We start from the raw sequence: 25,415 nt of genomic DNA, 5'->3' as shown, positions 1-25,415 counted from the left end.
TCCATACTTCGGGGACCGTATAGTCCCGGCGGGAAAAAAGGTCCACCGCGACGGTGCTAACGCAGCCAGCCGACGGCCAGTTCCTTGGCGGCATCGAGCGCGCGCTGCGGCAGCGAACCGACACCGATCGACTCGGCGGCAAACAGCGGCGTCTCCTGGCTCAGCGTATCGCCGATCCAGACGCGCAGCGTACCCACCGGCTGCCCCTCCTCCACCGGCGCTGCCACCGGTCCGTCATAGACGATCCTGGCGGTGAGCTTGTCGCGGTTGGTGATCGGCAGGAAGATCTGCACCGGTCCTTTTGCCTTTAACGCGACACCGGACTTGGCGCCGCCAAAGACCTGGGCTTCGCCAACCACTTCGTCCTTGGCGAATACTTCAGTCTTCTCGAAGGAGCGAACGCCCCAGTCGAGCAGCTTTCGCGCTTCCTCAGCACGCTCACGGTCGTTTGCCAGGCCGCTCATCGCCGCGATTACCCTTGTGCCGTTGTGGCTGACCGAGCCGACAATGCCGAACCCGGATTGCTCGCTGGCACCGACCGCGAGCCCGTCGGCGCCTATGTCCATGGCCAGTAGCGGATTGCGGTTCCTCTGGGAAATCTTGTTCCAGGTAAAATCCTTCTGGCCGTAATAGCGGTAGAGATCCGGGTAGTTGCGCCAGATATGCAGCGCCAGAAGCGCGAGTTCGCGAACGCTCGTTTGCTGCCCATCGGCCGGCAGACCGGTGGAATTGACGAAAGTCGATTTCTGCAAGCCGATCTGGCGGGCACGCTCGGTCATCTGCGCCGCGAAGTTTGCTTCGGACCCGGCCATCCCTTCAGCGATGACGATACAGCCGTCATTGGCCGCCTGCACGGTCACGCCCTGGATCAGGTCTTCCAGCCGGATCGTCGACTTGAGCTTGGCGAACATGGTCGATGTCCCCGAAGGAGCGCCGCCTTTGCGCCAGGCGTTCTCGCTCACCACGAAGGTGTCATCGAGCGTCATGCGCCCTGATTTGATGGCGTCGAAAACCACTTCCATCGTCATCAGCTTGGCCAGCGAGGCCGGCGGGATCAACCTGTCGGCGTCCTTGGAAAACAGCACGGTTCCGGTTTCGGCATCGATCATGAAGGCCTGCGCGGCCTTGGTCTCGAAAAGCTGAGCTGAGGCCTGCGCAAGCGAGAGCAGCAGCAGGCCGAGCGCCATAAGCCCGGTGAAAGGGTGAAAAGATTTCATCAGGTTCGACCAGTGAGCCGGCGCTTTTGCAAGTTGGCAGAAGCTATCAGGCTTTTGCCTGGCGTATCAATCGCGCACGAAAAAACCAGGCAGCCCGAGCTCAGTTGCGTACAGCAAGCGCATCCGGCGCACCATGCGACCACGCTGCCTGCAGCATCTCGTCCAGGCTGCCACGACCGTCGGCAAAGAGGTTGACCGAGTACCAGTCCTTGCCTTCAAGTTCCGAGCGCTGGATCTCGGTCTTGCCGAAGCTGGAAAGCTGGGCCGCCACACGCTCCGCTTCGGCGGCATTCTCGAACGAACCCGCCGCGACATAGTCCGTGGGCGACCCGGTTGGAGGAGCTTGCCGCTTCCACGATTGAAGAATTTCGGCGGGCGACATGCCGGCGCCATCCAGCTCGGCAAACGCGTTGGAGGCGCGTTGCACGCGCTCGTCCGCGTAAGACAGCGACGCCACGGTGAACGGCGATTGCGCCGGCAGGTTGATCTCCGGGCGCTCCGGCACGATCGGGCCGAAATCGGGCAGTACAATGTCTCCCAAAGCAGATGCTTGCACTGCCGTGACAGGCCCTGCATCGGATCCCTGCCCGGAATTCGTCAGCTGACCGGGGAACGGCACGGCAGCAGCGCTCACCGGCAGGCTTGGCGACGGCCCATTCATCGCGACCATGACATCGCTGGGCAGGCCGTCCGACGGATCCGGCGCCCTGTTGCCTGGACGATACGAAGCCATAAGATACTGCCCGTCATTGCCTTCGAGCGGCGCACGGCCGACATATTCGACCTTCACCTCGGCCGTACCGATGTTGGCATAATCGAGCATTTCAGCAGCGCGCTTCGACACATCGATGATGCGTCCATCATGATAGGGTCCGCGGTCGTTGACGCGCACGATCACCGAGCTGCCGGTCTTCATGTTGGTGACCCGCGCATAGCTCGGCAGCGGCATGGTCGGATGCGCCGCCGTCAGATCTGCCATGTCGTAGACTTCGCCGTTGGCGGTCAACCGGCCGTGGAAGGCCTCACCGTACCAGGATGCGAGGCCAACCTTGGCGTAACGTTTGTCTTCCTTCGGATAATACCACTTGCCGCGCACCTGATAGGGCTTGCCGAGCTGGTCGCGTCCGCGAGACGTCTTGAACATGACGCGCGGGCTGGCTTTCACGCCGTATTCGGCTTCGGAAAAATATTCCTTGGAGCGAGGTTTCTTGTTGACCATCGCCTTTTGCTGCGGCCCGGCACATGCTGCAAGAAAGGCTGCCGACAAGGCCAACAGCGCGAAAGCGGAAGCGCGACGAAGACGCGGGCGCGCCGTGGTCTGCATATTTTGATTGTCCCCTATAGCATCGACGAAGGCACCGCAGCATGAACGTCAGCGATGCCAAAGCACCCACTCCAGAAACGCCGGCGACGCCCTACCCCAATCCTTTTTGTGCGCAGGAATTGTTTATCACCGTATTAACCGATTGTGGTCGGAACCGGGCGAGATTGTGGCACGGACCGCTTCGCTGATCGGCATGAAAATCATCGCTTATCGATCAGAAACGCTCGTTGGTGGCGCACTTTGCCCCTGGCTTGGCGTGGCTGCGAGCGCAGATTCAGGGACCGAAGATCACAAGTTCGGTGAACGTCAGATCTCCAGGTGCGGGTGGTCTGGGACCTTTGAAGTATTTCAGCCCCTTGTTGGGGCGGTACCATCCCACCAAGCCTGGAATCGGCTCCTTGGCGTCGACAAAGCAAACCAGGATTCCGCTTCGCAAGAGAAAGCGCCCCATCGCGCCGGCGCAGCGGCCCAAATCCGCAAGCGAGCGGCAATAGATGACCTGATGGCATCGGATAACACCGTGCAACATTCGGCGCGGCATCAACACCAGGGGGAACGCTACTCCGTCGCAAATGCAGATCAACGACAGGCAGCCCAGCGCGGCGTGTTCCGAGAGTATGTATCTCTCACTCTCGGGCAGCATCGCCAATTCCGGGAGATCGGGACGCACTTCGACCACGCGACATGACCGCTGCGCCGAACTTAAAGCCGGCAAGAAGGTAAATTGTCCGCTGGAGAAGAGCCGAAAGCCGAGCGCCCGGTTGGCTTTCAATGTCGCTTGTGCAGGCGAAATGTTCGTGTAGGTCACGTCCTTCCGCTTGAGAACCGCCGCAACCAACATGGCGCCATAGGGACGGAAATCTGCATCGACTGACCAGCTTGAAAGATTGCAGCGAATTTCCTCGCTCTCCGACCCGTGATAGCGAGCATAAAGGGTGAGCACGACGCCGACGATCCGACCGGCATGCTCCAAAGCAAAGCCATATTGTGGGAACTCGGCAACCACAGGCCGCTGCGACAAGCGGGTCAGAGCGTGTATCCAGTAACTCCGATTACGCGCCGGAAAGCCCCTGCACAGGCAATCAACCACTCCCTCCCAGTCGGTTTCGCGGACTGGTCTACAGCGAAGACCGGGCGGGAGAGCGCCAAGTACGGCCAAAATCAACTCCAGAATACGATTTACTTACATGTGCCTAACGCGCCCAACATATCAGCGCTCAACGATTAATAGTCCGTGCGGGTTTTAAAAACGATTTTCCACACTCAGCACAAACACAGCTCGCCATGACGCTGCTCACCGCCCTGGATCGCGCCGAAAGGTGCGGCCGCCACGGTTGACTTGGCGCTGAATGCGGCTTTACAGGAATGGAGCGCGAACCGGTCGGGGAACGTCCTGGTGCCAATCCGGTACCGACAACTCGAACCCGCTCCTCTCGCGATATCCTAAGTGATTGAAAAATCACCTTGGAGGGATGGCCGAGCGGTTTAAGGCACCGGTCTTGAAAACCGGCGTGGGTGCAAGCCCACCGTGGGTTCGAATCCCACTCCCTCCGCCATATCCGTCTTCAATCCTGCAGGCATGGACGTCGAGTTTTCCGCTCGTCGGATTCTCGACTGCCTGGGTTTAACAGGCCGGTCCGCTTCGGGGCGACCGCCGCTTTGCCCCATGCAGCGCACCACCTCTCGCGTCGCTGAAATGCAACAGGTGCTGATCGTGGCAACGATACCAAAGTACCGGTGATACTATTGCGTAATCAACAACCTGCCACAAAGCGAAGACTGTCACCCGCCGCGCAGCCGCGCTTCGTCGGGTTGATTTCTCCGCCCGAATATGATGCTTCTCCCGCCCATGAATAAACTATTTTCTGCGGTCCTCGCATGGACGATAGTGGCTTGGCCGGCCAGCGCAATGGACAGCGCATTGCGCGCCGGCCTGCTGAAACTCGATCCGCAAACCCGGCTGGAGCAGCGATGCGACGCCGAAATTCTCGACCGGATTACCCGCGACGACCACAAATACAAAGCCGATCGTGTCGTCGCCTACGCTTTTGCGACGCCCGAAATGGGCGCCGATGCGATCAAGAGCCCGGGTGCTGCGTTTCGCAGCAAGGGACAGTGGTACCGGCTGAAATTCAAATGCGAAACAGCGCCGGACCATATGGAAGTCCTGCAGCTCCGCTATCGGATCGGTGATGAAATTCCGGAAAGCGACTGGCCCAAATACAATCTCTATAACTAGGCATTCGCGACCTGTGGCCGCATTTTGCCGGTGTTCGGGCCGATCGTCGCAAACTCTGTATATTGCCGCAATAACGGGCGGTTTGCCGACCTTGTTCCAACCAGTCCCTTGACGCGCAGGAACCATACACGTTAGGCCCTCCAGGCATTCGACGCGAACGGTCGGCCAACCAGCAAGGGACTTCCAGTCGATGGAAATTTTCACTGCCGCGGGCTTCTCTGCCCTGCTCCAGGTCATCGCCATCGACCTCGTGCTTGCAGGCGATAACGCCATCGTCATCGGCTTGGCCGCGGCGGGCTTGCCGGTCGAGCAGCGCAAGAGAGCGATTCTCATCGGCGTGGTGGCGGCGACGGTGCTGCGTATCGGTTTTGCTGCGATCACCGTCACCCTGTTACAGATTGTCGGCCTGCTGCTGGCCGGCGGCATCTTGCTGCTGTGGGTGTGCTGGAAAATGTATCGCGAGCTGCGCACGTCGTATGCCGACGAGGTGGAGGCGACCGAAGCGCTGTCCAATTCCGATATCAACAGCGATGATATGGTGGCCGGCAAGGCGCGCAAGAAGACCTTGGGTCAGGCGGCATTGCAGATCGTCATCGCCGACGTGTCGATGTCGCTCGACAACGTACTGGCGGTCGCCGGCGCGGCGCGCGATCACTTCCAGGTGCTGGTGATAGGCCTCGTCCTGTCGATCGCGCTGATGGGCCTTGCCGCGAGCTTCATCGCCAAGCTGCTGCACCGCCATCGCTGGATCGCCTATATCGGCCTTTTGATCATCTTTTATGTCGCACTCGATATGATCTACCGGGGCGCGGTGGAAGTCTTGCCGCATGTCAGCAGTGCGGTGAGCTGACACGCCGACTCGAATTCTCATCGGCCGGCCTTTCAGCTTCGGCGAGCCTTCGGCGACGCTGGCGGTTGCGTTTCGCCGCAGCCGCTGCCCATACCAATGCCGCGACAAGTGTGATACTGCGCCGCCAATCCTGAAAATCCGGAAAAGCTTAGATGTCCGCCCCTCGCGTCAGTTTCGTCAGCCTTGGATGCCCGAAAGCCCTTGTGGATTCCGAGCGCATTATCACCCGCCTGCGCGCCGAAGGCTACGAGATCGCCCGCAAGCACGACGGCGCCGACCTGGTCGTCGTCAACACCTGTGGCTTCCTCGATTCGGCTCGCGACGAATCGCTCAACGCCATCGGCTCCGCACTTTCGGAGAATGGCAAAGTTATCGTCACCGGCTGCCTCGGCGCCGAGCCGGACGTCATCCGTGAAAGACATCCGAACGTCCTCGCCATCACCGGACCACAAGCTTATGAAAGCGTGATGGCGGCGGTGCATGAGGCTGCCCCCCCGAGCCATGATCCCCACATCGACCTTTTGCCGCCGCAAGGGGTCAAGCTCACGCCGCGCCACTATGCGTATCTCAAGATTTCGGAAGGCTGCAACAACCGCTGCACCTTCTGCATCATTCCGGCGCTGCGTGGCGACCTGGTATCGCGGCCGGCCGCCGACGTGTTGCGCGAAGCCGAGAAGCTGGCCAAGGCCGGGGTCAAGGAGATCCTCGTCATCTCGCAGGATACCAGCGCCTACGGCATCGACATCAAATACCAGACCAGCATGTTCGGCGATCGCGAAGTGCGGGCGAAATTCCTCGATCTATCGGAAGAACTGGGTAAGCTCGGTGTCTGGGTGCGCATGCACTATGTCTATCCCTACCCGCATGTCGCGGACGTCATTCCACTGATGGCCGAGGGCAAGATTCTTCCCTATCTCGATATCCCATTCCAGCACGCCTCGCCGCAGGTGCTGAAGAACATGCGCCGGCCCGCTCATGGCGAAAAGACGCTCGAGCGCATTCGCGGCTGGCGCGACGTCTGCCCGGACCTTGCCATCCGCTCCACCTTCATCGTCGGCTTCCCCGGCGAGACGGACGACGATTTCGAGATGCTGCTCGACTGGCTGGACGAGGCCAAGATCGACCGCGCCGGCTGTTTCAAATACGAGCCGGTCAGAGGCGCCCGCTCCAACGAGCTCGGCCTCGAGCAAGTGCCGCAGGAGATCAAGGAAGCCCGCTGGCACCGCTTCATGCAGCGCCAACAGAAGATTTCGGCAACGCAGCTAACCAAGAAAATTGGCAAGCGCCTGCCGGTCCTGATCGACGAGGCGCATGGCAATTCGGCCAAGGGCCGGACCAAATACGACGCGCCCGAAATCGACGGTTCGGTCCATATCCAGTCGCGGCGGCCACTGCGCGCCGGCGACATCGTCACGGTCAAGATCGAGCGCGCCGACGCTTACGACCTTTACGGCTCAGCAGTCTGATATTCCGTCCAAAATGAAAAGGGCGCCGCGTGGCGCCCTTTCGTTCGATATGTTTCCGACCACCTACTGCGGCAGCTTGTCGTCGACGCCCTTCACGTAGAAATTCATGCCGAGCAACGTCGCGTCGTCGGCGACCTCGCCCTCCTTCAGCCAAGGTGTGCCGTCCTGCTTGGCGATCGGCCCGGTGAAGGGGTTCCAGCCGTCGGCGATCTTCTTGGTGGTGGCTTCGGCCATCGCCTTGACGTCGTCGGGCATGTTGGTGAACGGCGCCAGCTTGACGGCGCCGTCCTTAATGCCGAGCCAGACATTGTCGGGCTTCCAGGTGCCGTCGAGCGCCGCCTGGACGCGGCTGATGTAGTAGGGACCCCACTCGTCGGTCAGCGCGGTCAGCTGCGCGTGCGGCGCGAACTTGATCATGTCGGAGGACTGCCCGAAGCCGTGCAGCTTGCGCTCCTCCGCCACCTGCAAGGCAGCGGTCGAGTCGGTGTGCTGGACGATGATATCGGCGCCCTGGTCGAACAATGCCTTGGCAGCATCGGCCTCCTTGCCCGGATCGAACCAGGAGTTCACCCACACGATCTTCGCCTTGAAGTTCGGGTTGATCGACTGTGCGCCGAGCATAAAGGAATTTATGCCCATCACCACTTCCGGGATCGGGAAGGAAACGATGTAGCCGGCGACGCCCGACTTCGATTGCTTGGCGGCGATCTGGCCAAGCACGTAGCGGCCTTCGTAGAAACGCGCATTGTAGATGCCGAGATTTTCGGCCGTCTTGTAGCCGGTGGCGTGCTCGAACATCACCTTGGGGAATTTCTTGGCGATCTTTACTTCCGGGTCCATGAAGCCGAAGGACGTGCCGAAAATGATCTTGCATCCCTCGCGCGCCAGGCGCTCGAAGGCGCGGTCGGCATCGGGGCCTTCGGAGACGTTTTCGAGATAGGCGGTCTCGACCTTGTCGCCGAGTGCCTTTTCCACCTCGAGGCGGCCTTGGTCGTGCTGGTAGGAGTAGCCGAAATCGCCGATCGGGCCGGTGTAGACCCAGCACGCCTTCAGCTTGTCCGCCGCCTCGGCTGATGCCGCCAGCGACAATGCGGCCGTCGCCGCCATCAGGGCAATAAGCAGTTTTTTCATTGTGTTACCTCTCTGAGTTAAGCCTTGGAGCTTCCGTCTTTTTGTTGTCAACGATCCGGAACGAATGGCTGGCCCAAGGAGGCCGGCGTGTTCATCATCGTCAAACGCTTGTTGCGCGAGATTAGAACGAGAACCACGACGGTTGCCAGATAGGGCAGCGAAGAAAGCAGTTGCGAGGGAAACGATTTTAAGAACGCAATTAACTTGTAGAGCAACCAGGGCGCGTCGACGAAGTCCTGCAGATTTATGGCTTGGACGTGAAGCTGGCCAACCCAGATCGCGCCGAAAATATAGGCGCCGGCCAGCACCCGCCATGGCCGCCAGGAGGCGAAGACGACCAGAGCCAGCGCGATCCAGCCGCGGCCGGCGGTCATGTTCTCCACCCATTGCGGTGTGTAGACCAGCGATAGGTGACCGCCGGCGAGGCCGGCACAAGCGCCGCCGAAAATCACTGAGAGATAGCGGTAGCGGATGACGTGGATGCCAAGCGCATGGGCGGATGCATGGCTGTCGCCGATCGAGCGCAGCGTGAGCCCGGTGCGGGTCTTGAACAGGAACCACATGACGGCGGCGGTCAGCGCGATCGAGATGTAGAAGATTGGATCCTGGCCGAACAGCAGCCTGCCAACGACCGGGATTGCGGTCAGGCCGGGAATATCGAGGTTTGGCAGCCTTTCGCCGGGCTGGCCGACAAAATTCGTTCCCATCATGCCGGAAAGGCCGAGGCCGAGCAGTGTCAGCGACAGGCCGGTGGCCACCTGATTGGTGGCCAGCGACAGCGTCATGACGGCGAACAGCAGCGAGAACACTGCCCCCATGGTGATTGCCGCCAACAGCCCTATCCAAGGCGAGCCGGTGAGATAGCCGGCGCCGAAACCGCCGACGGCACCCATGATCATCATTCCTTCGACGCCGAGATTGAGCACACCCGAACGTTCGACCACTAGTTCGCCGATCGCCGCGATCAGCAGCGGCGTCGCCGCCGTCGCGATGGTCAAGAGGATGTTGACGGTGATGTCCATCAGCGGGCTTCCTCCAGCTTCGGCCCTGCCTCGAGCTTCGGCGCGGAAAAGCCGGTCAGGCGAATGCGGTAATGGATGAGCGTGTCGCAGCCGAGCACGAAGAACAAAAGCATGCCCTGGAACACGCGCGCCACCTTGTCGGAGATGCCGAGCGCGCTTTGCACTGCCTCGCCGCCCAGATAGGTCAGCGCCAGCACAAGGCCTGCGGCGACGATGCCGAGCGGATTGAGCCGGCCGAGAAATGCCACGATGATAGCGGTAAATCCGTAGCCGGGCGAGATCACCGGCTGCAATTGTCCGATGGCTCCCGAGACCTCCGAAATCCCTGCAAGTCCGGCCAGTGCGCCCGACAGCAGGAAGGCAAAGAAGACCATGCGGTTAAGGCCAAACCCGGCGAAGCGCCCTGCCCTCGGGCTTGAGCCGAGCACGCGGACCTCGAAACCTTTCAGCATACGGCTCATCAGGATCCAGATCAGTATCGCCGCGATCAGCGCGAAGACAAATCCCCAGTTTGCCCGGCCGGATTCCGGGAGGAGTTCCGGCAGTATCGCCGAGTCGTTGAACTGGATGGTCTGCGGGAAACCATGGCCCTGCGGATCGCGCCACGGCCCGCGTACGAGCCAATCGAGGAAGAGCTGGGCGACATAGACCAGCATCAGGCTGGTCAGGATCTCGTTGGTGTTGAAGCGCGTCTTCAGCAGTGCCGGGATTGCAGCATAGGCGGCCCCACCGACCATGCCGAGCAGAAGCATCAGCGGCAGCACCAATGGGCCTTCGAACTGCGGAAACAGCACGGGGATGATCGAGCCGACAATGCCGCCCAGGATGAACTGGCCTTCGGCGCCGATGTTCCAGATGTTGGCCTTGTAGCAGACCGACAGTCCGACGGCGATCAGGATCAGGGGGGCGGCCTTGATCGCCAGCTCATGCAACTGCCAGACCTGGCTGATCGGTTCGATGAAGTAGATGCGGAACGCGGTCAACGGGTTGACGCCGAGCAGCGCGAACATGATGGCACCGGCAATGATCGTCAAAACGAAAGCGATGAAAGGCGAGAGTGCCGAAAACAGCATCGAGCGCTGCGGGCGTTTTACAAGTTCGAGGCGCATCAGGCCGTCTCCAGCGTATGTTCGGCATGACCGGGTTCGGCGCCGCCCATCAGCAGCCCGATTTTCTCGAATGTCGCTTCAGCTATCGGCAGCGGCTTCGACAGTTCGCCATTGTGCATGACCGTGATCGCATCGGAAATCTCGAACAGCTCGTCGAGGTCCTGGCTGATCACCAGCACCGCCGAGCCGCTGCGCGCCAGTTCGATCAGCGCCTGGCGGATGTGGGCCGCCGCCCCCGCGTCGACCCCCCAGGTCGGCTGATTGACCACCAAGACGCTCGGCCGGCGGTCGAGTTCGCGGCCAACGATGAATTTCTGCAGATTGCCGCCCGAAAGAGCCGCAGCTTCCGGATCCGGCGCGCTCTTGCGCACGTCCATTGCCTTTATGATGCGCTGGGAAGCGGTATGGATCGCATCGCCCTTGACCATTCCACCAGCGCCGACAAACATCTTGCCATCGGTGGCGTGGCGCGACAGAAGCAGGTTCTCCGAAAGCTTCATGCGCGGTGCTGCGCCATGGCCGAGCCGCTCTTCCGGGACGAAGGCAGCGCCCATCAGGCGCCTGCCGGTGATGGTGAGGCCGCCGGCATCCTTGCCGCGGATGCGGACCGAGCCGGCATCCTGCTGCAGCACCTCGCCGGAAACGGATTCGAAGAATTCGCCCTGGCCGTTGCCGGCCACACCGGCAATGCCGATCACCTCGCCGGCGCGGACGTCGAGATTGATGTTCCTGAGCGGGATCGAGAACGGGGTCGCCGGCTTGCGGGTGAGTTCGCGGATTTGAAGCAGCACCGGCGCGGTCTCGATACCCTCGGCCGGCGCCCGCACCACGGCCAGCACCTCGTTGCCGACCATCATCCGCGCCAACGAAGATGCGGTTTCCTGGCGCGGATTGCAATGGCCGACCACCTTGCCGTGACGCAGCACGGTGGCGCGGTCGCAGATCCGTTTGACCTCTTCCAGCCGGTGCGAAATGTAGAGGATGGACTTTCCTTCCGAACGCAGCCGTTCGAGCGTCTCGAACAACTTATCGGCCTCCTGCGGCGTCAGCACCGAAGTTGGTTCGTCGAGGATGATAAGTTGCGGCGTCTGCAGCAGGCAGCGGATGATTTCGATACGCTGACGCTCGCCGACCGACAGATCACCGACCAGCGACAGCGGATCGAGAGGCAGGCCGTAACTGTATGAGAGCGCCCTCGCCTTGGCCGCGATCGTGCTGATCGGCGAGCCATCATCCAGCGACAGCGCGATGTTCTCCGCCGCCGTCAGCGCTTCGAACAGCGAAAAATGCTGGAAAACCATGCCGATGCCGAGCTTTTTTGCGGTACCGGGGCTGGTGATCCTGACCGCCTGGCCATTCCAGAAAATCTCGCCGGAATTCGGTTCCAGCGATCCAAACAGCATTTTCACCAGGGTCGACTTGCCGGCGCCGTTCTCGCCAAGCAACGCGTGGATCTCACCCTTGGCAATGTTGAGATCGACATGGTCGCACGCCGTCAACGTGCCGAATATCTTTGTGAGGCCGCGAACCTCAAGCAAGTTTGCGCCGTCCTGATCTGCACTCACGGTGCCTCCATCTGGTTTGCCAGACATGTTCTGTGTTCCCGCAAGCATCGTATGCGCGGGCTGCTCTCTACGGTAAGCGCCTCACGACTTGAAAGAGCTTCAAGAATTTCAGCGGAAACTCAAGCGGTAAAGAGCAGTTCGCAAGAACGGCGGCGTCGGCGGCCCGAAACGGCGGGCGCCTAAGGGATAAGTATTGTTGTCCCGGTGGTCCGGCGCCCTTCGAGATCGGAATGCGCCTTGCCGGCCTCGCTGAGCGCGTAACGCTGGTTTATCTTGATCTTGACGGCGCCGCTGAGCACCACGTCGAACAAGGCGGCGGCGGAAACCTCGAGGTCTTCGCGCCTGGCATTATAGACGAACAGCGTCGGCCGCGTTGCGAACAGCGAGCCCTTCTGCGCCAGCAACGAGATGCTGAAGGGCGGGATCGGCCCAGACGATTGACCGAAGCTGACGAAAGTGCCGAGCGGCCGCAGGCAATCGAGCGAGGCTGGAAATGTGTCGTTGCCGACTGAATCGTAGACAACGTCGCATTTCTTGCCACCGGTGATAGCGGCAACGCCGGCCACGAAATCCTGTTCGCGATAGTTGATCACGTGGTCGAAGCCATGCGTCTTGGCGAGCTCGATCTTGTCGGTGGAACTCGCCGTGCCGATCACTGTCGCGCCGAGATGCTTGGCCCATTGGCCGAGGATCAGCCCGACACCGCCGGCCGCCGCATGAAACAGGATCGTGTCGCCGGCTTTCACCTTGAATGTACGGCGCAACAGATATTCGGCGGTCATGCCCTTTAGCATCATGGCTGCGGCCTGTTCGTCGCTGATGCCGTCCGGCACCTTCACCACGCGGTCGGCGGGGATCACGCGCTGCCCGGCATAGGCGCCGGTCGTCACGGCGTAGGCGATGCGATCGCCGGGTTTGAGCCAGTCGACATCCGAGCCGACATCCAAGACCACGCCGGCCGCCTCGCCGCCAGGGATCAGCGGAAATCCGCCCTGCGGCGGATAAAGGCCAGAGCGATAATAGACGTCGATGAAATTGAGACCGATCGCGGTATGCTTGACCAGGATCTGTCCCGAGCCCGGCTGCCCGGGATCGGCATCCTCATAGGTCAGGACCTCCGGGCCGCCATGGGCATGGATGCGGATCGCTTTGGACATTTTCTGGCTCTCTTGGGATCAGGCTTTCTTATCCGGCTTGGCGCCGAGATTTGGGAAGAACTGCATGATAGCGCCGATGCAGGCGAGGTAAAGCCCGGTGAACGTAATCCCGAACTTGATGAAATCGCTGACCTGCTCGCCCAGCACGCCGATCTGGTCGTAGAAGGAGGCAAGTGCGGCCTGCGCCAGCGCCAGCGCGCCGAAAGCGCACCAAAGCAGCGTCATGCCGAGATTGATTGGCCGCAGCCGCTTCACCCGCACCGGATGGATGAAATTGATCGGCACGAAGGTGAGAATGGCGGCCACCACGACCACCGCGAAAGAAACCCATTGTCCGGGCTCGATGACGAACAGCGTGAACACCACCATGTTCCAGACGACCGGAAAGCCCTTGAAGAAATTCTCCTTCGTCTTCATGCCGGTATCGGCATAGTAGATTGCGCTCGACACCACGATGATCGCCGCCGACAGGAACGACAGGCGCTCGCCCATGAAGCCGCGCTGATAGAGCGCGAAGGCCGGAATCAACACGTAGGTCACGTAGTCGATGATGTTGTCGAGCAGTTCGCCCGACCAAGTCGGCAGGATTTCCTTGACATCGAGCTTCCTGGCGATCGGCCCGTCGATGCCGTCGACGAAAAGCGCCAGCCCCAGCCACCAGAACATCGCCGTCCAGCGCTGCTCGCTTGCTGCCACTAGCGACAGAAACGCCAGGAATGAGCCCGACGCGGTCAAGAGATGGACCGAGAACGCCCGCGCCTGAGGCCATGTGACTTTCTTCTTCGGCCGCGGAATCCGGTCGGCGATTTTCCTGGCCGTCGTCTTCTTGCTCACGGGCCCCGCCAGTCCAGCTTGCAGATTTCGGCCGAACGGCCAGCAAAGTTCCAGTTGCGGCCAAAGGCCCGCATTTTGCTCTTGTCGGATTTGGCGACGATGATTTCCGGCGCAATCCAGTATTCCGAATTGCTGATGATCGCATCCTTGTCGCGATCCTTGCCGGTGATTGGCGTCACCGCACCATCGATGATCTTCGGTATCTGAAAGATGCGTGTTTTCGCACGCGTCTCGTAGGTGATCGGCACCTGCTCGGCGCCGAGGAACTGTCCGACCAGGATGGAGAGCAGCGATGTGGTTCCACCGGCCTTGCCGGTGAATATCTTCGTCAGTCCCTTCACAGCGTAAACCGAGGCGCGCTTGTCGATGAACAGGCCCGCCGTCCAGTTGCCGCGGCTCATATAACCGGGGATTTCCATGACCAGCCCAAGATTGAGACCGGACAGGTCGACCTCGCCGAAATGGCCGGCATCGATCCGGAACCCCGCCCAGGTTTGGCAATAGCCTTCCGTGGGCGGATGATTGCCGAGCGACAGAACGCAAGGGCAAAAAACCGTGCAATTGCAGGAAAGGATGAGCTCTCCCTTCATTGCCCAGTTTTGATCTGTCATCGAATTCTCCCCCTCATGCCGAGACTACTAGTAGCGCGGCTGCCCAGACAAGCAGTATCGCACCGCCCAACCGCGTCGGCAGATTGCCTGCCGTCTGTTTTTCGACCAGGCTGAACAAGCCGATCAGCGCCATCCAGAACACGTTCATCACACCGACGGCAAACATTACCAGCATCAGCGCCCAGCAGCATCCAAGGCACCACAGGCCCTGCTCCATACCGAGCCGGAAAATGCGAATGGGCCTGGCGCTCCAGTTGGCGAACAGGACCGAGAACGGATTTCTGCACTTCTCCAGACAGGCTTTCTTCAGCCAGCTGAACTGATAGAGGCCAGCGATCGACAGCGCGGCCGCTCCGGCAATTCCAAGCAGCGGATCGAGCATCTGCCCGGATGACACGAATGCATGGACTGCGAGCGTCAGGGCAGCGAATATTGCCGAGGCGGCAAGCCAGACGCTCAAATATCCAGCGACAAGGATCAACGGATGGGCAACGGGTTCCCCCTTGATCCTGGCGGTATCTGCGATCTCGCAATAGGTGCGGATCATCGGCGCCGCGGAGGGCAGCATGGTCGCGATGGCCATCAACAGCCACATCGCGGTGAGTGCCCCGCCTTGCGCCCCTACGCTTGCGCGAAGCGGCGCCGGCGCCAGGCAAAGGGCGAAGAAACGCGCAAGGAAATCCGGCAGCGGCAGCTGCGGCAGGTTCCCCAGCATCGTGTCGCCGGGTGCATCGGTGCCCGGGAGCCGGCTTACGGCACCACGAACTGCCATTGCGCCGAGAAGGAGCCAGGCAAGGGCGATGCCCATGCCGGCAACGACGCTCACCGTCAGTCGAGGGCTGCGCGCAACGCTCGCCATCGCGCGGCCGGTGCCGTCGAGATGGCTGAAATCGTCTTGTTGGCCGGTCATGGCAACCGAATGGGCCGAATCGCCGCGTTGATCAAGCCGCATCACCTGACCTATATGGACCAGCAGGTCGGACGGGCCTCACCTCGCAATCCGGAAGTCGAATTTGAACCATCGGGAAACAGCACGGATACTGGTCGCCGGCAGCGGCCCTGCGGGGCTGATCGCGGCGCTTGGCTTTGCCGAGGCGGGCTTTCCCGTGACGCTCGTCGGACCCGATGCAGCCGGCCCCGACGGCCGGACGACAGCCTTGATGAACCCTGCCCTGAAGATGTTCGAACGGCTAGGGATCTTCGACGGAATCAGGCCGCACGCAGCGCCGCTCAAGGTGATGCGTATCGTTGACGCAACCAACCGGCTGATCCGCAGCCCGACAGTGACCTTTCGCGCCAGCGAGATCAACGAAGAGCAATTCGGGCTGAACTTGCCCAACAGCGTTCTCAACCGCACGCTAGCCGAGGCTGTCGCGCATTCGGGCATCGAATGGCGAAAGTCGATGGTGGAGGCATGGCGCCTCGATGCCGACCATGCCCATGCCGTTCTCGCCGACGGCAGCGAGGTTGAGGCATCGTTGGCAGTTGCCGCCGATGGCCGTCAGTCGCCGGCCCGCGAGGCAGCCGGCATCCGCACCTCGATCCGATCCTATCCGCAGGCGGCGTTGGTGCTCAATTTCGGTCACCGCAGCGACCATGCCTTCACCTCGACCGAATTCCACACCGAGACCGGTCCGTTCACACAGGTTCCCCTGCCCGGCAACCGGTCCAGCCTTGTCTGGGTGCTCGAACCCGATATCGCCAAGGACCTTGCAGCACTCGACGACGCCGAGCTTTCGACGCGGGTCGAACAGCGGATGCAATCGATGTTGGGCCGCGTGTCGGTTGAGCCCGGCCGGCAGGTCTACCCCCTTTCAGCGGTGAGCCCGTGGCGGTTTGCGCATCGCCGCGTGGCACTTGTCGGTGAAGCCGCCCACGTGTTTCCCCCAATTGGCGCGCAGGGCCTCAATCTCGGCATCCGGGACATCGACGACCTGATTGGTGCCGCAAGCAGAAACCGCTCGGACCCGGGCGCCCCCAAGGCGCTTGCAGCCTATGATTTCAAGCGGCGGCCGGACATTCTGGCGCGCAGCAGCGCGGTCAACCTGCTCAACATGTCGTTGCTTTCCGACATGCTGCCGGCTCAGATGGTGCGCAGCGCTGGCCTTGGCGCGCTTGAGGGGTTTGCGCCGTTACGGGCGTTTTTCATGCGTGAGGGTCTTCGACCCGGCAGCGGTTTTGCGGCGTTTTTTGGCGGATTGCGAAAACCGGCTGAGCGATAGCGATCTTGGCCACCGCCCTTGATCCGCATCTCGCGATGCTCAACCCGGCATCAAGGGGATCGGGATTGAATTGACGCGGCGTATGCGCCAAATAATGACGATGTCGACCTTAAGGTCTGGGCCAGTCTTTGCCGGACCGGTGCGTAAGAATCTAAAGTCCTGGAGCGTTCCTTGCGTGTTCCAGGATGCGTGGCGTTCAAGAAGTTCAAGTGGTGAGTGCGATGAAGACAGCCAAATTCTCGATCGGACAGGTGGTTCGGCACCGGCTGTTTCCGTTCCGCGGCGTCATTTTCGACGTCGATCCGCAATTCGCCAATACTGACGAATGGTACGAGGCGATCCCCGCTGACGTGCGGCCGCGCAAGGACCAGCCTTTCTATCATCTGCTCGCCGAGAATTCCGAAACGGAATACATCGCCTATGTGTCCGAGCAGAATTTACTCGAGGACGGGTCGGGCGAACCGGTCCGGCATCCGCAGATTGGTGAAATGTTCGACAAGAAGCCTGACGGGCGCTACGAGCCGAAGTACCAATTGAGACATTGACTTAGCCGGGATCTGGCTGGACTGGGACAGGCTTGAGACATGGCTGGACCCGACAAACAGCCGGTCCAAACGAAAAAAGCGGGGCATGAACCCCGCTTTTTTGTTGGTTCGAAAACCCGTCGATCAGTTGGCGGCCTTCGCCTTTTCCTGCTCTTCCTTGAGCTTCTTGGCAAAATCCTGATTGTTCTTGGCGACGAACTCCTGGAGCTTCTTCTGTCGGTCCTCGATGTCCGACTGCTGCAGCGGCGGGCCGTCGAAGGCGCCGCTGAAGCCGGTCAGCGCAATCTTGATCGGGTTCGGCTGGTTCTGGAAATTGACCGAGGTGAGCGTCAGCGCCGATCCCTTCTTGAAGGATGCGACAAGCTGATCGCTCAGCGGCACTTCCGCCACGCAGCGATCCGGAAAACAGATCACATAGTCGAGCTTCTGCGCCTTGCCGCCGTCGATCTGGAGGCCGATGCCGGGAGGAACGAGACGGCCGGTCGGAACCGTCACCTGGAACACCTTGCGGTTCACCTTGCCCTTCAATTCGATCAGGCTGACGCCGGTGATGAGCTGGCCGTTGCCGGCGGTGGTGATGTTCTGGACATTGCAGATGTCGACGTCTTCCTGCTTGGTGCAGGCCTTGAACCAGCCTTGCGGAATCTGCTGTTGCTGCTGCGCGGAAGCAGCGGGAATCCCGGCGCCCAGAATGCCGACCACGCCAGCGGCCATGACCGACAGGCGGTACGCGTTGCTGTTCAGGCTCGTCATGTCGTGCATTCCTCTCAAATGATCCCGGAACCGGCTTTTTTCATGCCGTGTGGTCCAGCTACCTGTTGCCGAAATGAGGCAACAGAATGACTTCGGACGGCGTGTTACACTGCAAGCGGTGCCGAATCCAGCCCGGGTCTCGCGAATCTTGGCCGAAGGATAGGCTCAAGGGGTTGGCCGGTGCACGACCGGCTCATGTATGCTGCGCATCGAATCGGGAAGGAGACGGTCATGGGCCGCGTTGTCGTTTGGCTGATCGCCGCAATGTTGTTTGTCGGCCTTTCCCTGCAGCCGGCCCTGTCGGAACCGAAGCACGCGCTTGCCATGCAGGGCGAGCCGGCGCTGCCGGCCGACTATAAGCATTTCAACTACGTCAACCCCGACGCGCCGAAAGGCGGCAGCATTACCTATTGCGTCGTCGGCCGCTTCGACAATCTCAATCCGTTCATCCTGAGAAGCCTGCGCACCACCGCGCGCGGCATGATGGATCAAGCCTTTGGCAATCTTGTCTTCGAGCCGTTGATGCAGCGCAACTACGACGAGGCCTTCAGTCTCTACGGCCTGCTCGCCGATACCGCCGACATGGATCCCGAGCGCAAGAGCATCGAATTCCACCTCGATCCCAACGCCAAATGGTCGGACGGCGAGCCGGTGACGCCGGAAGACGTGTTGTTTACCTATGACGTCTTCACCGAGAAGGGCCGCCCACCTTACAGCCAGCGAATGAAAGCGATTGCCAAGCTCGAAAAGACCGGCGACCGCAGTGTGCGCTTCACCTTCAACGACAAGGCCGACCGCGAATTTCCTTTGATCATTGCGCTGACGCCGATCATCCCGAAACACGCCTTCAACAAGGACACCTTCGACAGGACGACGCTAAAGCCGGTGATCGGCAGCGGGCCTTACACGGTGGCGCAAGTCGTGCCCGGTCAGCGCATCGTGTTCAAGCGCAATCCGGACTATTGGGGCAAGGACGTGCCGTCCAAGCGCGGCTTCGACAATTACGACCAGATCACCATCGAATATTTCCTCAACGCCAACGCCAAGCAGGAAGCGTTCAAGAAAGGCATCTGCGCCATTGACGACGACAGCGACCCGGTCAAACGCGAGCGCGATCTCGATTTTCCGGCCTTCCACAGGGGCGAGGTCATCGCCGAAACTTTCGATACCGGCATTCCGCCGGTGGTCAACGGTTTCCTGTTCAACACGCGGCTGCCGAAATTTTCCAATCCGGTCGTGCGGCGCGCGCTCGGCATGCTCTACGATTTCGAATGGGCCAACAAGAATCTGTTCGGCGGCAAATACACGCGCACGATGAGCTTTTGGCAGAATTCCGAGCTGTCCGCGCTCGGCCACCCGGCCAGCGAAAAGGAAAAGGCCCTGCTGGCCCCCTACCCCGGCCGAGTGCCCGCAGATGTCATGGACGGCACCTACAGGCCGCCCGCTACCGACGGCTCCGGCCAGGACCGCAAGGTGCTGAAGGCGGCATTCGAGCTGCTGAAGAGCGCGGGCTATACGGTGCAGGACGGCGCGATGCTCGATCCCGAGGGAAAGCCGTTCGGTTTCGAGATCCTGACCGCCTCGCAGGACGAAGAGCGACTTGCCGCTATCTATCAGCGCACCCTTGAGAAGCTCGGCATCGATGTCGGCATCCGCAGCCTCGACGGTGATCAGATCCAGTCGCGCAAGCAGCGTTTCGATTTCGAGGTGCTGGTCGGCTCGACCGGTTTCAACAACTCGCTGTCGCCCGGTATCGAGCAAACCGGGCGCTGGGGATCCGCTGCCGCCAAGGCCGAAGGCTCGTTCAACCTGGCGGGTGTCGCCGACCCCGCAGTGGATGCGGCGATCGAGGCGATGCTGAGAGCTCGTTCGAAGGAGGACTATGTAGCGGCCGTCCGCGTTCTCGACCGGCTGCTGATCTCCGGCAATTACATGGTGCCGACGCAGCACAACAACCAGCAATGGCTCGCTTATTGGAACTATCTGGAACATCCGCAAAAGACGCCCATATACGGTTATCAGTTGCCGACCTGGTGGCGCAAACCGAAGTGACCTCTTCACAACAGGAGATCAAGATGAACGACGAGAGCTCGATTACCGTCGATGTGGTCTCCGACGTCGTGTGTCCCTGGTGCTTTATCGGCCAGAAACGGCTCGACAAGGCGATTGCCGCCGTCGATATCGACGTTCACATACGCTGGCGGCCCTTCCAACTCGACCCAACAATCCCGCCCGAAGGCAAGAACCGCCGCGACTATATGGTGGCGAAATTCGGCAGCGAGCATCGCATCCGCGAAATCCATGCCCGGATCGAACCGCTGGGCGAGGCTGAAGGCATCTCCTTCGCATTCGACGCCATCAAGGTCGCGCCCAATACGCTGGATGCGCACCGTCTCATTCGCTGGGCCGGCACGGCCGGCGAGGCCATTCAGAACCGGCTGGTGCGCCGGCTGTTCCAGCTGAATTTCGAGGAAGGCGCCAATCTCGGCGATCATGCCGTGCTGATCGAAGCCGCCCGCGAGGCCGGCATGGATGCGTCCGTGGTCGAAACGCTTCTGCCGACCGACGCCGATGTAGAGGCCGTGCGCACCGAAATCGCCACCGCTTCGCGCATGGGCATATCGGGTGTGCCGTGCTTTCTGCTTGAAGGCAAATATGCGGTGATGGGTGCCCAGGACGCCGATACGCTCGCCGATGCACTCCGCCAGGTCGCCGCGGCCAAGGCACGCGGCGAACTGGAAACAGCGAACTGAGTCGGACTATTTCACGGTCACCTTGGCCTTGCTGACGAAAAAGCCATGGCCATGCTTGCCGGTGCAGGTCAATCCCTTGGTGGATGACTGGCAGGAAAATGGCCCCTTGCTCCACCTGTTGCCGTAGGCCAGCCTGGTGACGCCGCCGCAGCAGCCTTGCTCGCCCGGATTCTTGATCAGCGTCGCCGGGCCTTTCGGGCCGAGGATGATCGTGACGTAGCTGGGCTCGACGCGCGAACAACTCAGTTCCGGTCCGCCATCCTGCGGCTCGTAGGTGCTGGTGCCGCCCTTCGGTGTGTAGATGCAGCCAATATTGCCGGACGGCGTGTTGAACTCGATCTGTCCCTCGGCGTTTGCGGGAACGGCCTGGCTGCCGGCATATGTTTGCGGCAGCCAGGCGAACGTTGCGAGCATCGCCGCAAACAATGTCCGTGCAAGCATGAAGAACTTCCCCCCGGTTCAAACCTGGATGCGTCCGGCAGGTTCGATCCGAAGCGCATCTTTGTCAAACGAGGTTTGGGCGCGCTTTTAAAAAAGCATGGGCCAATTGATATTGATCCGCATCCTGGACTGTGTCGGCAAAGTCATTGCTTGGCCGATTACGGGTTCCTGACAAGGCGGCTTCAAACACGAATCATACGGTCACGTCCTGGCCGCCGACGAGGCCGGACTGGCCGTGAAGGCGGTTCAGGCTGTGAAGATCGGCCGCTGGAAGGCGCTTCTATGTTCACAAAGCTGTGTGAAGACCTTCCCTTGGGGAAGATCTCTACTTGCTCGGGCGCAGGCAAGTAACTATTTGAAATTGCGTTGGTATTCCGCCCCTCGAAACGTGACGGCACAGCGCCGTGATCATTCATTCTGTTGCTCCACTGCAACGGCCGGCAAGCTAAGCCACCTGCGACTGGTGAAAAGCTAATGGAAAATGATCAATTGGTGTTACTGTCCGTAACAAAAGAAAAATCGTTTGGGCGGGATAGTGATTCGGGTCGATAGACCAACGCGACATTCAATATCGGAAAAATGGCTCCGCGGTGCCGCAAGGCAGTCGCCCCTGACGCCCGTATCTTCGATGCGCAGCTTCTGGGGGCTGATGCGGGTCTACTGGTTCTCGGACCGCTGGAGGGAAGCCTGGACGCTGACGCTGGTGATCGCGCTGATCATCGCGCTGTCCAGCAAAGCCGACGTCTGGTTTACGGTGGCTGGGGCCGAGCTGGCGGCTTCGATCGCTTTTTTCCACGATGCCGCGAACACGACGCCACTTAAGACAATACTGACCAACGCCGGTTGGCTGGTGCTGCTGGTCGTGCTCAAGGACTTGGTTATTGCCGGCATTCGGAACCTTGTTTCCAAGACATTGCATCGCAAATGGCGTGGCTGGCTGGATAGCCGATTCAACGAGGCCTTGCTCGACTCCAATCATTCGCATTTCCATGCCCAGCATGGCTCTTCCGGGAATGCAGCTCCCGACAATATCGACCAGCGCGTGCAGGAATCCATCAAGGCCATGACCGGTGGAGCCATCGGGCTTGCTTCGGGTGTGCTAGGCGTCTTCGCTTCGTTCTACTTTCTCGGCGGCGAATTGCTGAAAAACTCTGTCGAGGTGAAGGGGCTGGAGTTTCTCGGCAGCTACGGCAGCGCCGTCCTTGCTCTCCTGGCAATCGCTGTCTATGTGCCGTTCAACACCTGGATCGCGTTGAAACTCGGCCGAATGCTGGAGTGGCTAAACGTCAGAATGCAGCAGGCCGAAGGCAATTACCGCAGCGAGTTGATCACGTTCCTGCGCCGCAGTTTTCATGTCGCCGCATCGCAGGGCGAGAATGTGCAGAAGACTGTACACAGCCAGCGTTATGCAGACATTGACCGTACCTGGGCCAGACTGAACATCGTCAATACCGGCTACACCTCGTTCGAGCTGATCTATAATTTCATCGGTGCCAAGATTGTCGCTTTCGGGCCCGGGCTGGTGCCCTTCATCCACAACGGCCTCGACCTCAAGGGTTATCTGACAGCTTCCGGCCAGGTCGATAAGCTGATCAGCAACTGTTCGTGGTTCATCCATGTGATGCCGGAGATCGCCACCTTGCGCGCCAACAGCCAGCGCGTCATCGAATTGGCGCAGGCAATCGAAAACGTCCAGCACCCGCAGGAATTCTATCAGCAGACCGGCCGATCCGAGTTCCGCTACGACCACCAGAACCCGGTGTTCGGCCTGACCATCCAGAAGCTCGAACTGGCGCATCAGGGCGAGGACGCAACGCCCTTCCTGAGTGCCGCGAACTTGCGCTTCCGGCGTGGCGAGTGGACTTTCCTCAAGGGCGAATCCGGTTGCGGCAAGACCTCGCTGATCAAGGCGATCAACGGCCTGTGGCCTTATGGCCGCGGCACCATCGTCTTCCCGGAAGGGGTCAGGAGTTTCTACGCCGCTCAGGAGGTGAAGCTGCAGCAGGTTTCGCTGAAGCAACTGGTCTGCCTGCCCGGTTCCGAGCATGATTACGCCGACGTGCAGGTCGCATCCGCCCTGCACAAGGCCGGTCTCGGCGACTTCATCGAGCATCTGGCTGATGAGAGCCGTGAAGGAAAGATCTGGGATCAGGTTCTCTCGGGTGGGCAGAAGCAGAAGCTGGTTGTCGCCCGCATCGTGCTGCAGCAGCCGGGATTGCTGTTCCTCGATGAAGCCACCGGCGCGCTCGATCCCGAAGGACGGATCGCCTTCCATCAGGCGATCAAGGACAATTGCCCTGATGCAACGGTGATCTCGATCATGCATGAGGCGACGCCGCCGAGATCGCTCGCGGGCACCGAATTCTACCACAGCGTGGTTGCGATCGCCGACGGCGTCGCTACCAAGAAGCCGCTGGTTCCGAGCTTGCCGGTCGAGCTCACCACCATCCTCACGCAGCCGACACGGCCGGCCGAGGACAAATGGCTGCGCTTTCCCCGCCGGCTGAAGCAGAGATAGCCGCGGGCACCATTGCCAGCATCCAGCCAGCCTGCCACGTCGCCCGATCACAGTCTCGCGATCCGCCGGTTTGCCGCCGTTTTAACCCGCTCTCGCGATTGACTCGGCAAGGCGCGCTCCTATGTTGCGCCGGCTTGCAGAATCTCAACTCGAACCCGCGAGCAGAAAGGTCACCGCGCCATGCCTGGCGACAGTCACAGTCGAACGCAACCGCCGTCCGCTTGACGTGGCCTGACAGGCTCACGTCCTGCCGGACGGCAAGGAGTGAGCCATGAACGAGTTTTCCCCTGTCGCGGGCGGCGATGCCATCGCCATCGCTCGCGTACTTGCCAACGAACACGTCGCCGACATCGTCGAGGCCTTGAACCAGGAGCCCCGCGAGACGGCATCGGAGCTGCTTTGCGAAGTGCCGTTCGAGCGGCTGGTCGAGATCTTCGACCAGCCTGAACTCGACGGCGCATCCGAACTGGTCGAGGCGCTGCCCCGCATCAAGGCAGGCAGACTGCTTGCCGCCATGTCGGTCGACCGCGCCGCCGACATACTGCGCGATCTGAACGAGCCGGCTCGTTCCGAACTGCTTGGTGGCCTGGCGCCACCGCTGCGCGCGACGCTGCTTGCCATTCTCGGCTATCCCGAAGGCAGCGCCGCCTCGCTCATGACGACCGAATATGTCAGCGTGCCGCCGGACTGGAGCGTGGCCCGCACGCTGGATTATATCCGCAAGGTGGAGCGGACGCGCGAAACCGTCTACGCGATCTACATCGTCGATCCGCAAACGCATGTCCTGTTGCGCTCGACCAGCCTGCGTCGACTTATCGCTGGCGGGCCCGACGAGCTGATCATGGCAATCGCGCCGGATCGTGCGCCTATCACCGTTTCACCGCTGACCGATAGTGAAAAGGTTGCTCAGTTGATCTCGAAATATGATCTGCTCGCCGTTCCGGTCGTGGACAACGGCAAACTGCTCGGCATCGTTACCATCGACGATATTATCGACACGATGATCGACGAAACGACGGAGGATGTGCATCGTTTCGGCGGCATGGAGGCTCTCGACGAGCCCTATATGAAGATGGGCTTTCTGGCGATGATCCAGAAACGCGCCGGCTGGCTGTGCGCGCTGTTTATCAGCGAGATGCTGACCGCAAACGCGATGCAGAGCTACGAGGGCGAGCTGGAAAAGGCGATCGTGCTGACGTTATTTATTCCATTGATCATGAGCTCCGGCGGCAATTCCGGCTCGCAGGCGACCTCGCTCGTCATCCGGGCGCTGGCGCTGCGCGAGATCGGCCTTGGCGACTGGTGGCGGGTGGCATTGCGCGAGCTGCCCACCGGCCTGGTGCTTGGCTCGATTCTTGGCGTGGTCGGCGTCTGCCGCATCGCGCTCTGGCAGTATCTCGGCTTCTACGACTACGGCCCGCACTGGCCGCTGATCGCAATGACCATCGGCGCCACGCTGGTTGGCATCGTCACCTTCGGCTCGTTGTCTGGATCGATGCTGCCGTTCGCCCTGAAGCGCATGGGCTTCGACCCGGCCAGCGCATCGGCCCCGTTCGTCGCCACGCTGGTCGACGTCACCGGGCTGGTGATCTATTTTTCTGTGGCGCTGGCGATCCTGCGCGGAACGTTGCTGTAAGAAAACTCACGCACTTCCATCG

Annotated in this window: 22 protein-coding genes and 1 tRNA gene; 10 read left to right on the top strand and 13 right to left on the bottom strand. The window is 60.9% G+C overall.

Annotation, left to right across the window (positions count from 1 at the left end; translation table 11 throughout):
* Window positions 1-56 precede the first annotated feature (56 nt).
* From NKJ55_RS04955 to NKJ55_RS04945, 3 genes are all read right to left on the bottom strand, one after another.
* Window positions 57-1,187 (bottom strand): D-alanyl-D-alanine carboxypeptidase family protein, encoded by a 1,131-nt coding sequence (locus NKJ55_RS04955; protein ID WP_352448967.1) that lies wholly within the window; start codon window positions 1,185-1,187, stop codon window positions 57-59.
* Between the two features lie 130 nt (window positions 1,188-1,317).
* Window positions 1,318-2,541: a septal ring lytic transglycosylase RlpA family protein gene (locus NKJ55_RS04950; protein ID WP_352448920.1), complete on the bottom strand. Its 1,224-nt coding sequence runs from the start codon at window positions 2,539-2,541 to the stop codon at window positions 1,318-1,320.
* A gap of 274 nt (window positions 2,542-2,815) precedes the next feature.
* Entirely contained in the window at window positions 2,816-3,547 is a 732-nt protein-coding gene (locus NKJ55_RS04945; protein WP_352448919.1) for a hypothetical protein, read from the bottom strand.
* A 460-nt stretch (window positions 3,548-4,007) separates the two neighbouring features.
* Here NKJ55_RS04945 and NKJ55_RS04940 point away from each other — a divergent pair.
* From NKJ55_RS04940 to rimO, 4 genes are all read left to right on the top strand, one after another.
* Window positions 4,008-4,097 (top strand) — tRNA-Ser (locus NKJ55_RS04940).
* Window positions 4,098-4,372: 275 nt separating this feature from the next.
* On the top strand, window positions 4,373-4,780 hold the full coding sequence (locus NKJ55_RS04935) for a DUF930 domain-containing protein (RefSeq protein ID WP_036238130.1): 408 nt from the start codon (window positions 4,373-4,375) through the stop codon (window positions 4,778-4,780).
* Between the two features lie 190 nt (window positions 4,781-4,970).
* The gene (locus NKJ55_RS04930; protein WP_023675054.1) at window positions 4,971-5,630 is read left to right on the top strand and encodes a TerC family protein; all 660 of its coding nucleotides are present in this window, start codon (window positions 4,971-4,973) and stop codon (window positions 5,628-5,630) included.
* Between the two features lie 152 nt (window positions 5,631-5,782).
* Window positions 5,783-7,096 carry a 30S ribosomal protein S12 methylthiotransferase RimO gene (gene rimO, locus NKJ55_RS04925; protein WP_352448918.1) on the top strand — a complete coding sequence of 438 codons (1,314 nt, stop codon included), beginning with the start codon at window positions 5,783-5,785 and terminating at the stop codon, window positions 7,094-7,096.
* A 63-nt stretch (window positions 7,097-7,159) separates the two neighbouring features.
* Here the strand turns inward: rimO and NKJ55_RS04920 are convergent, their stop codons facing one another.
* The 8 genes from NKJ55_RS04920 to NKJ55_RS04885 all read right to left on the bottom strand — a co-directional run bounded on the left by NKJ55_RS04920 (window position 7,160) and on the right by NKJ55_RS04885 (window position 15,435).
* Complete coding sequence (locus tag NKJ55_RS04920; RefSeq protein WP_352448917.1) at window positions 7,160-8,227, bottom strand: BMP family ABC transporter substrate-binding protein; 1,068 nt, start codon at window positions 8,225-8,227, stop codon at window positions 7,160-7,162.
* A 47-nt stretch (window positions 8,228-8,274) separates the two neighbouring features.
* The gene (locus NKJ55_RS04915; protein WP_352448916.1) at window positions 8,275-9,249 is read right to left on the bottom strand and encodes an ABC transporter permease; all 975 of its coding nucleotides are present in this window, start codon (window positions 9,247-9,249) and stop codon (window positions 8,275-8,277) included.
* Window positions 9,249-10,361, bottom strand: a complete 1,113-nt coding sequence (locus tag NKJ55_RS04910; protein WP_352448966.1) for an ABC transporter permease — start codon at window positions 10,359-10,361, stop codon at window positions 9,249-9,251. Before NKJ55_RS04910 ends, NKJ55_RS04915 begins: the two co-directional genes overlap by 1 nt.
* The gene (locus tag NKJ55_RS04905; protein ID WP_502904454.1) at window positions 10,358-11,950 is read right to left on the bottom strand and encodes an ABC transporter ATP-binding protein; all 1,593 of its coding nucleotides are present in this window, start codon (window positions 11,948-11,950) and stop codon (window positions 10,358-10,360) included. The genes NKJ55_RS04910 and NKJ55_RS04905 overlap by 4 nt, the downstream gene beginning before the upstream one ends.
* A 152-nt stretch (window positions 11,951-12,102) precedes the next feature.
* A complete protein-coding gene (locus NKJ55_RS04900) occupies window positions 12,103-13,080 on the bottom strand; it encodes a quinone oxidoreductase family protein (protein ID WP_352448914.1) in 978 nt (325 codons plus the stop codon).
* An 18-nt stretch (window positions 13,081-13,098) separates the two neighbouring features.
* Window positions 13,099-13,875, bottom strand: coding sequence for a phosphatidylcholine synthase (gene pcsA, locus NKJ55_RS04895; RefSeq protein ID WP_502894951.1), 777 nt, complete (start codon window positions 13,873-13,875; stop codon window positions 13,099-13,101).
* A 35-nt stretch (window positions 13,876-13,910) separates the two neighbouring features.
* On the bottom strand, window positions 13,911-14,525 hold the full coding sequence (locus NKJ55_RS04890; RefSeq protein WP_352448912.1) for a DUF1326 domain-containing protein: 615 nt from the start codon (window positions 14,523-14,525) through the stop codon (window positions 13,911-13,913).
* A 13-nt stretch (window positions 14,526-14,538) separates the two neighbouring features.
* The gene (locus NKJ55_RS04885; RefSeq protein ID WP_352448911.1) at window positions 14,539-15,435 is read right to left on the bottom strand and encodes a DUF2182 domain-containing protein; all 897 of its coding nucleotides are present in this window, start codon (window positions 15,433-15,435) and stop codon (window positions 14,539-14,541) included.
* 103 nt (window positions 15,436-15,538) lie between these two features.
* On the opposite strand from NKJ55_RS04885, the gene NKJ55_RS04880 reads away from it, so the two are divergent.
* Together NKJ55_RS04880 and hspQ are read left to right on the top strand one after the other, a co-directional pair.
* Window positions 15,539-16,747 carry a UbiH/UbiF family hydroxylase gene (locus NKJ55_RS04880; RefSeq protein WP_352448910.1) on the top strand — a complete coding sequence of 403 codons (1,209 nt, stop codon included), beginning with the start codon at window positions 15,539-15,541 and terminating at the stop codon, window positions 16,745-16,747.
* Window positions 16,748-16,968: 221 nt separating this feature from the next.
* Window positions 16,969-17,292, top strand: coding sequence for a heat shock protein HspQ (gene hspQ, locus NKJ55_RS04875; protein WP_352448909.1), 324 nt, complete (start codon window positions 16,969-16,971; stop codon window positions 17,290-17,292).
* Between the two features lie 123 nt (window positions 17,293-17,415).
* Here the strand turns inward: hspQ and NKJ55_RS04870 are convergent, their stop codons facing one another.
* The gene (locus NKJ55_RS04870) at window positions 17,416-18,045 is read right to left on the bottom strand and encodes an invasion associated locus B family protein (RefSeq protein WP_352448908.1); all 630 of its coding nucleotides are present in this window, start codon (window positions 18,043-18,045) and stop codon (window positions 17,416-17,418) included.
* A gap of 264 nt (window positions 18,046-18,309) precedes the next feature.
* Between NKJ55_RS04870 and NKJ55_RS04865 the strand changes: the two genes are divergently transcribed.
* Window positions 18,310-20,097: an extracellular solute-binding protein gene (locus tag NKJ55_RS04865; RefSeq protein ID WP_502904455.1), complete on the top strand. Its 1,788-nt coding sequence runs from the start codon at window positions 18,310-18,312 to the stop codon at window positions 20,095-20,097.
* Window positions 20,098-20,120: 23 nt separating this feature from the next.
* Window positions 20,121-20,798 (top strand): DsbA family oxidoreductase, encoded by a 678-nt coding sequence (locus NKJ55_RS04860; protein ID WP_352448906.1) that lies wholly within the window; start codon window positions 20,121-20,123, stop codon window positions 20,796-20,798.
* A gap of 6 nt (window positions 20,799-20,804) precedes the next feature.
* On the opposite strand, the gene NKJ55_RS04855 is transcribed toward NKJ55_RS04860, so the two are convergent.
* Window positions 20,805-21,239: a hypothetical protein gene (locus NKJ55_RS04855; protein WP_352448905.1), complete on the bottom strand. Its 435-nt coding sequence runs from the start codon at window positions 21,237-21,239 to the stop codon at window positions 20,805-20,807.
* A gap of 628 nt (window positions 21,240-21,867) precedes the next feature.
* Between NKJ55_RS04855 and NKJ55_RS04850 the strand changes: the two genes are divergently transcribed.
* Both NKJ55_RS04850 and mgtE read left to right on the top strand, forming a co-directional pair.
* Entirely contained in the window at window positions 21,868-23,757 is a 1,890-nt protein-coding gene (locus NKJ55_RS04850; protein ID WP_352448904.1) for an ABC transporter ATP-binding protein/permease, read from the top strand.
* Window positions 23,758-24,028: 271 nt separating this feature from the next.
* Window positions 24,029-25,393, top strand: a complete 1,365-nt coding sequence (gene mgtE, locus NKJ55_RS04845; protein ID WP_352448903.1) for a magnesium transporter — start codon at window positions 24,029-24,031, stop codon at window positions 25,391-25,393.
* The last annotated feature ends 22 nt before the right edge of the window (window positions 25,394-25,415 follow it).

The sequence above is a fragment of the Mesorhizobium sp. M0106 genome, from assembly GCF_040322715.1.
Lineage (GTDB): Bacteria > Pseudomonadota > Alphaproteobacteria > Rhizobiales > Rhizobiaceae > Mesorhizobium.
The sequence above is the reverse complement of the archived record's forward strand: the minus strand, read 5'-3'. Positions and strand labels throughout refer to the sequence as shown.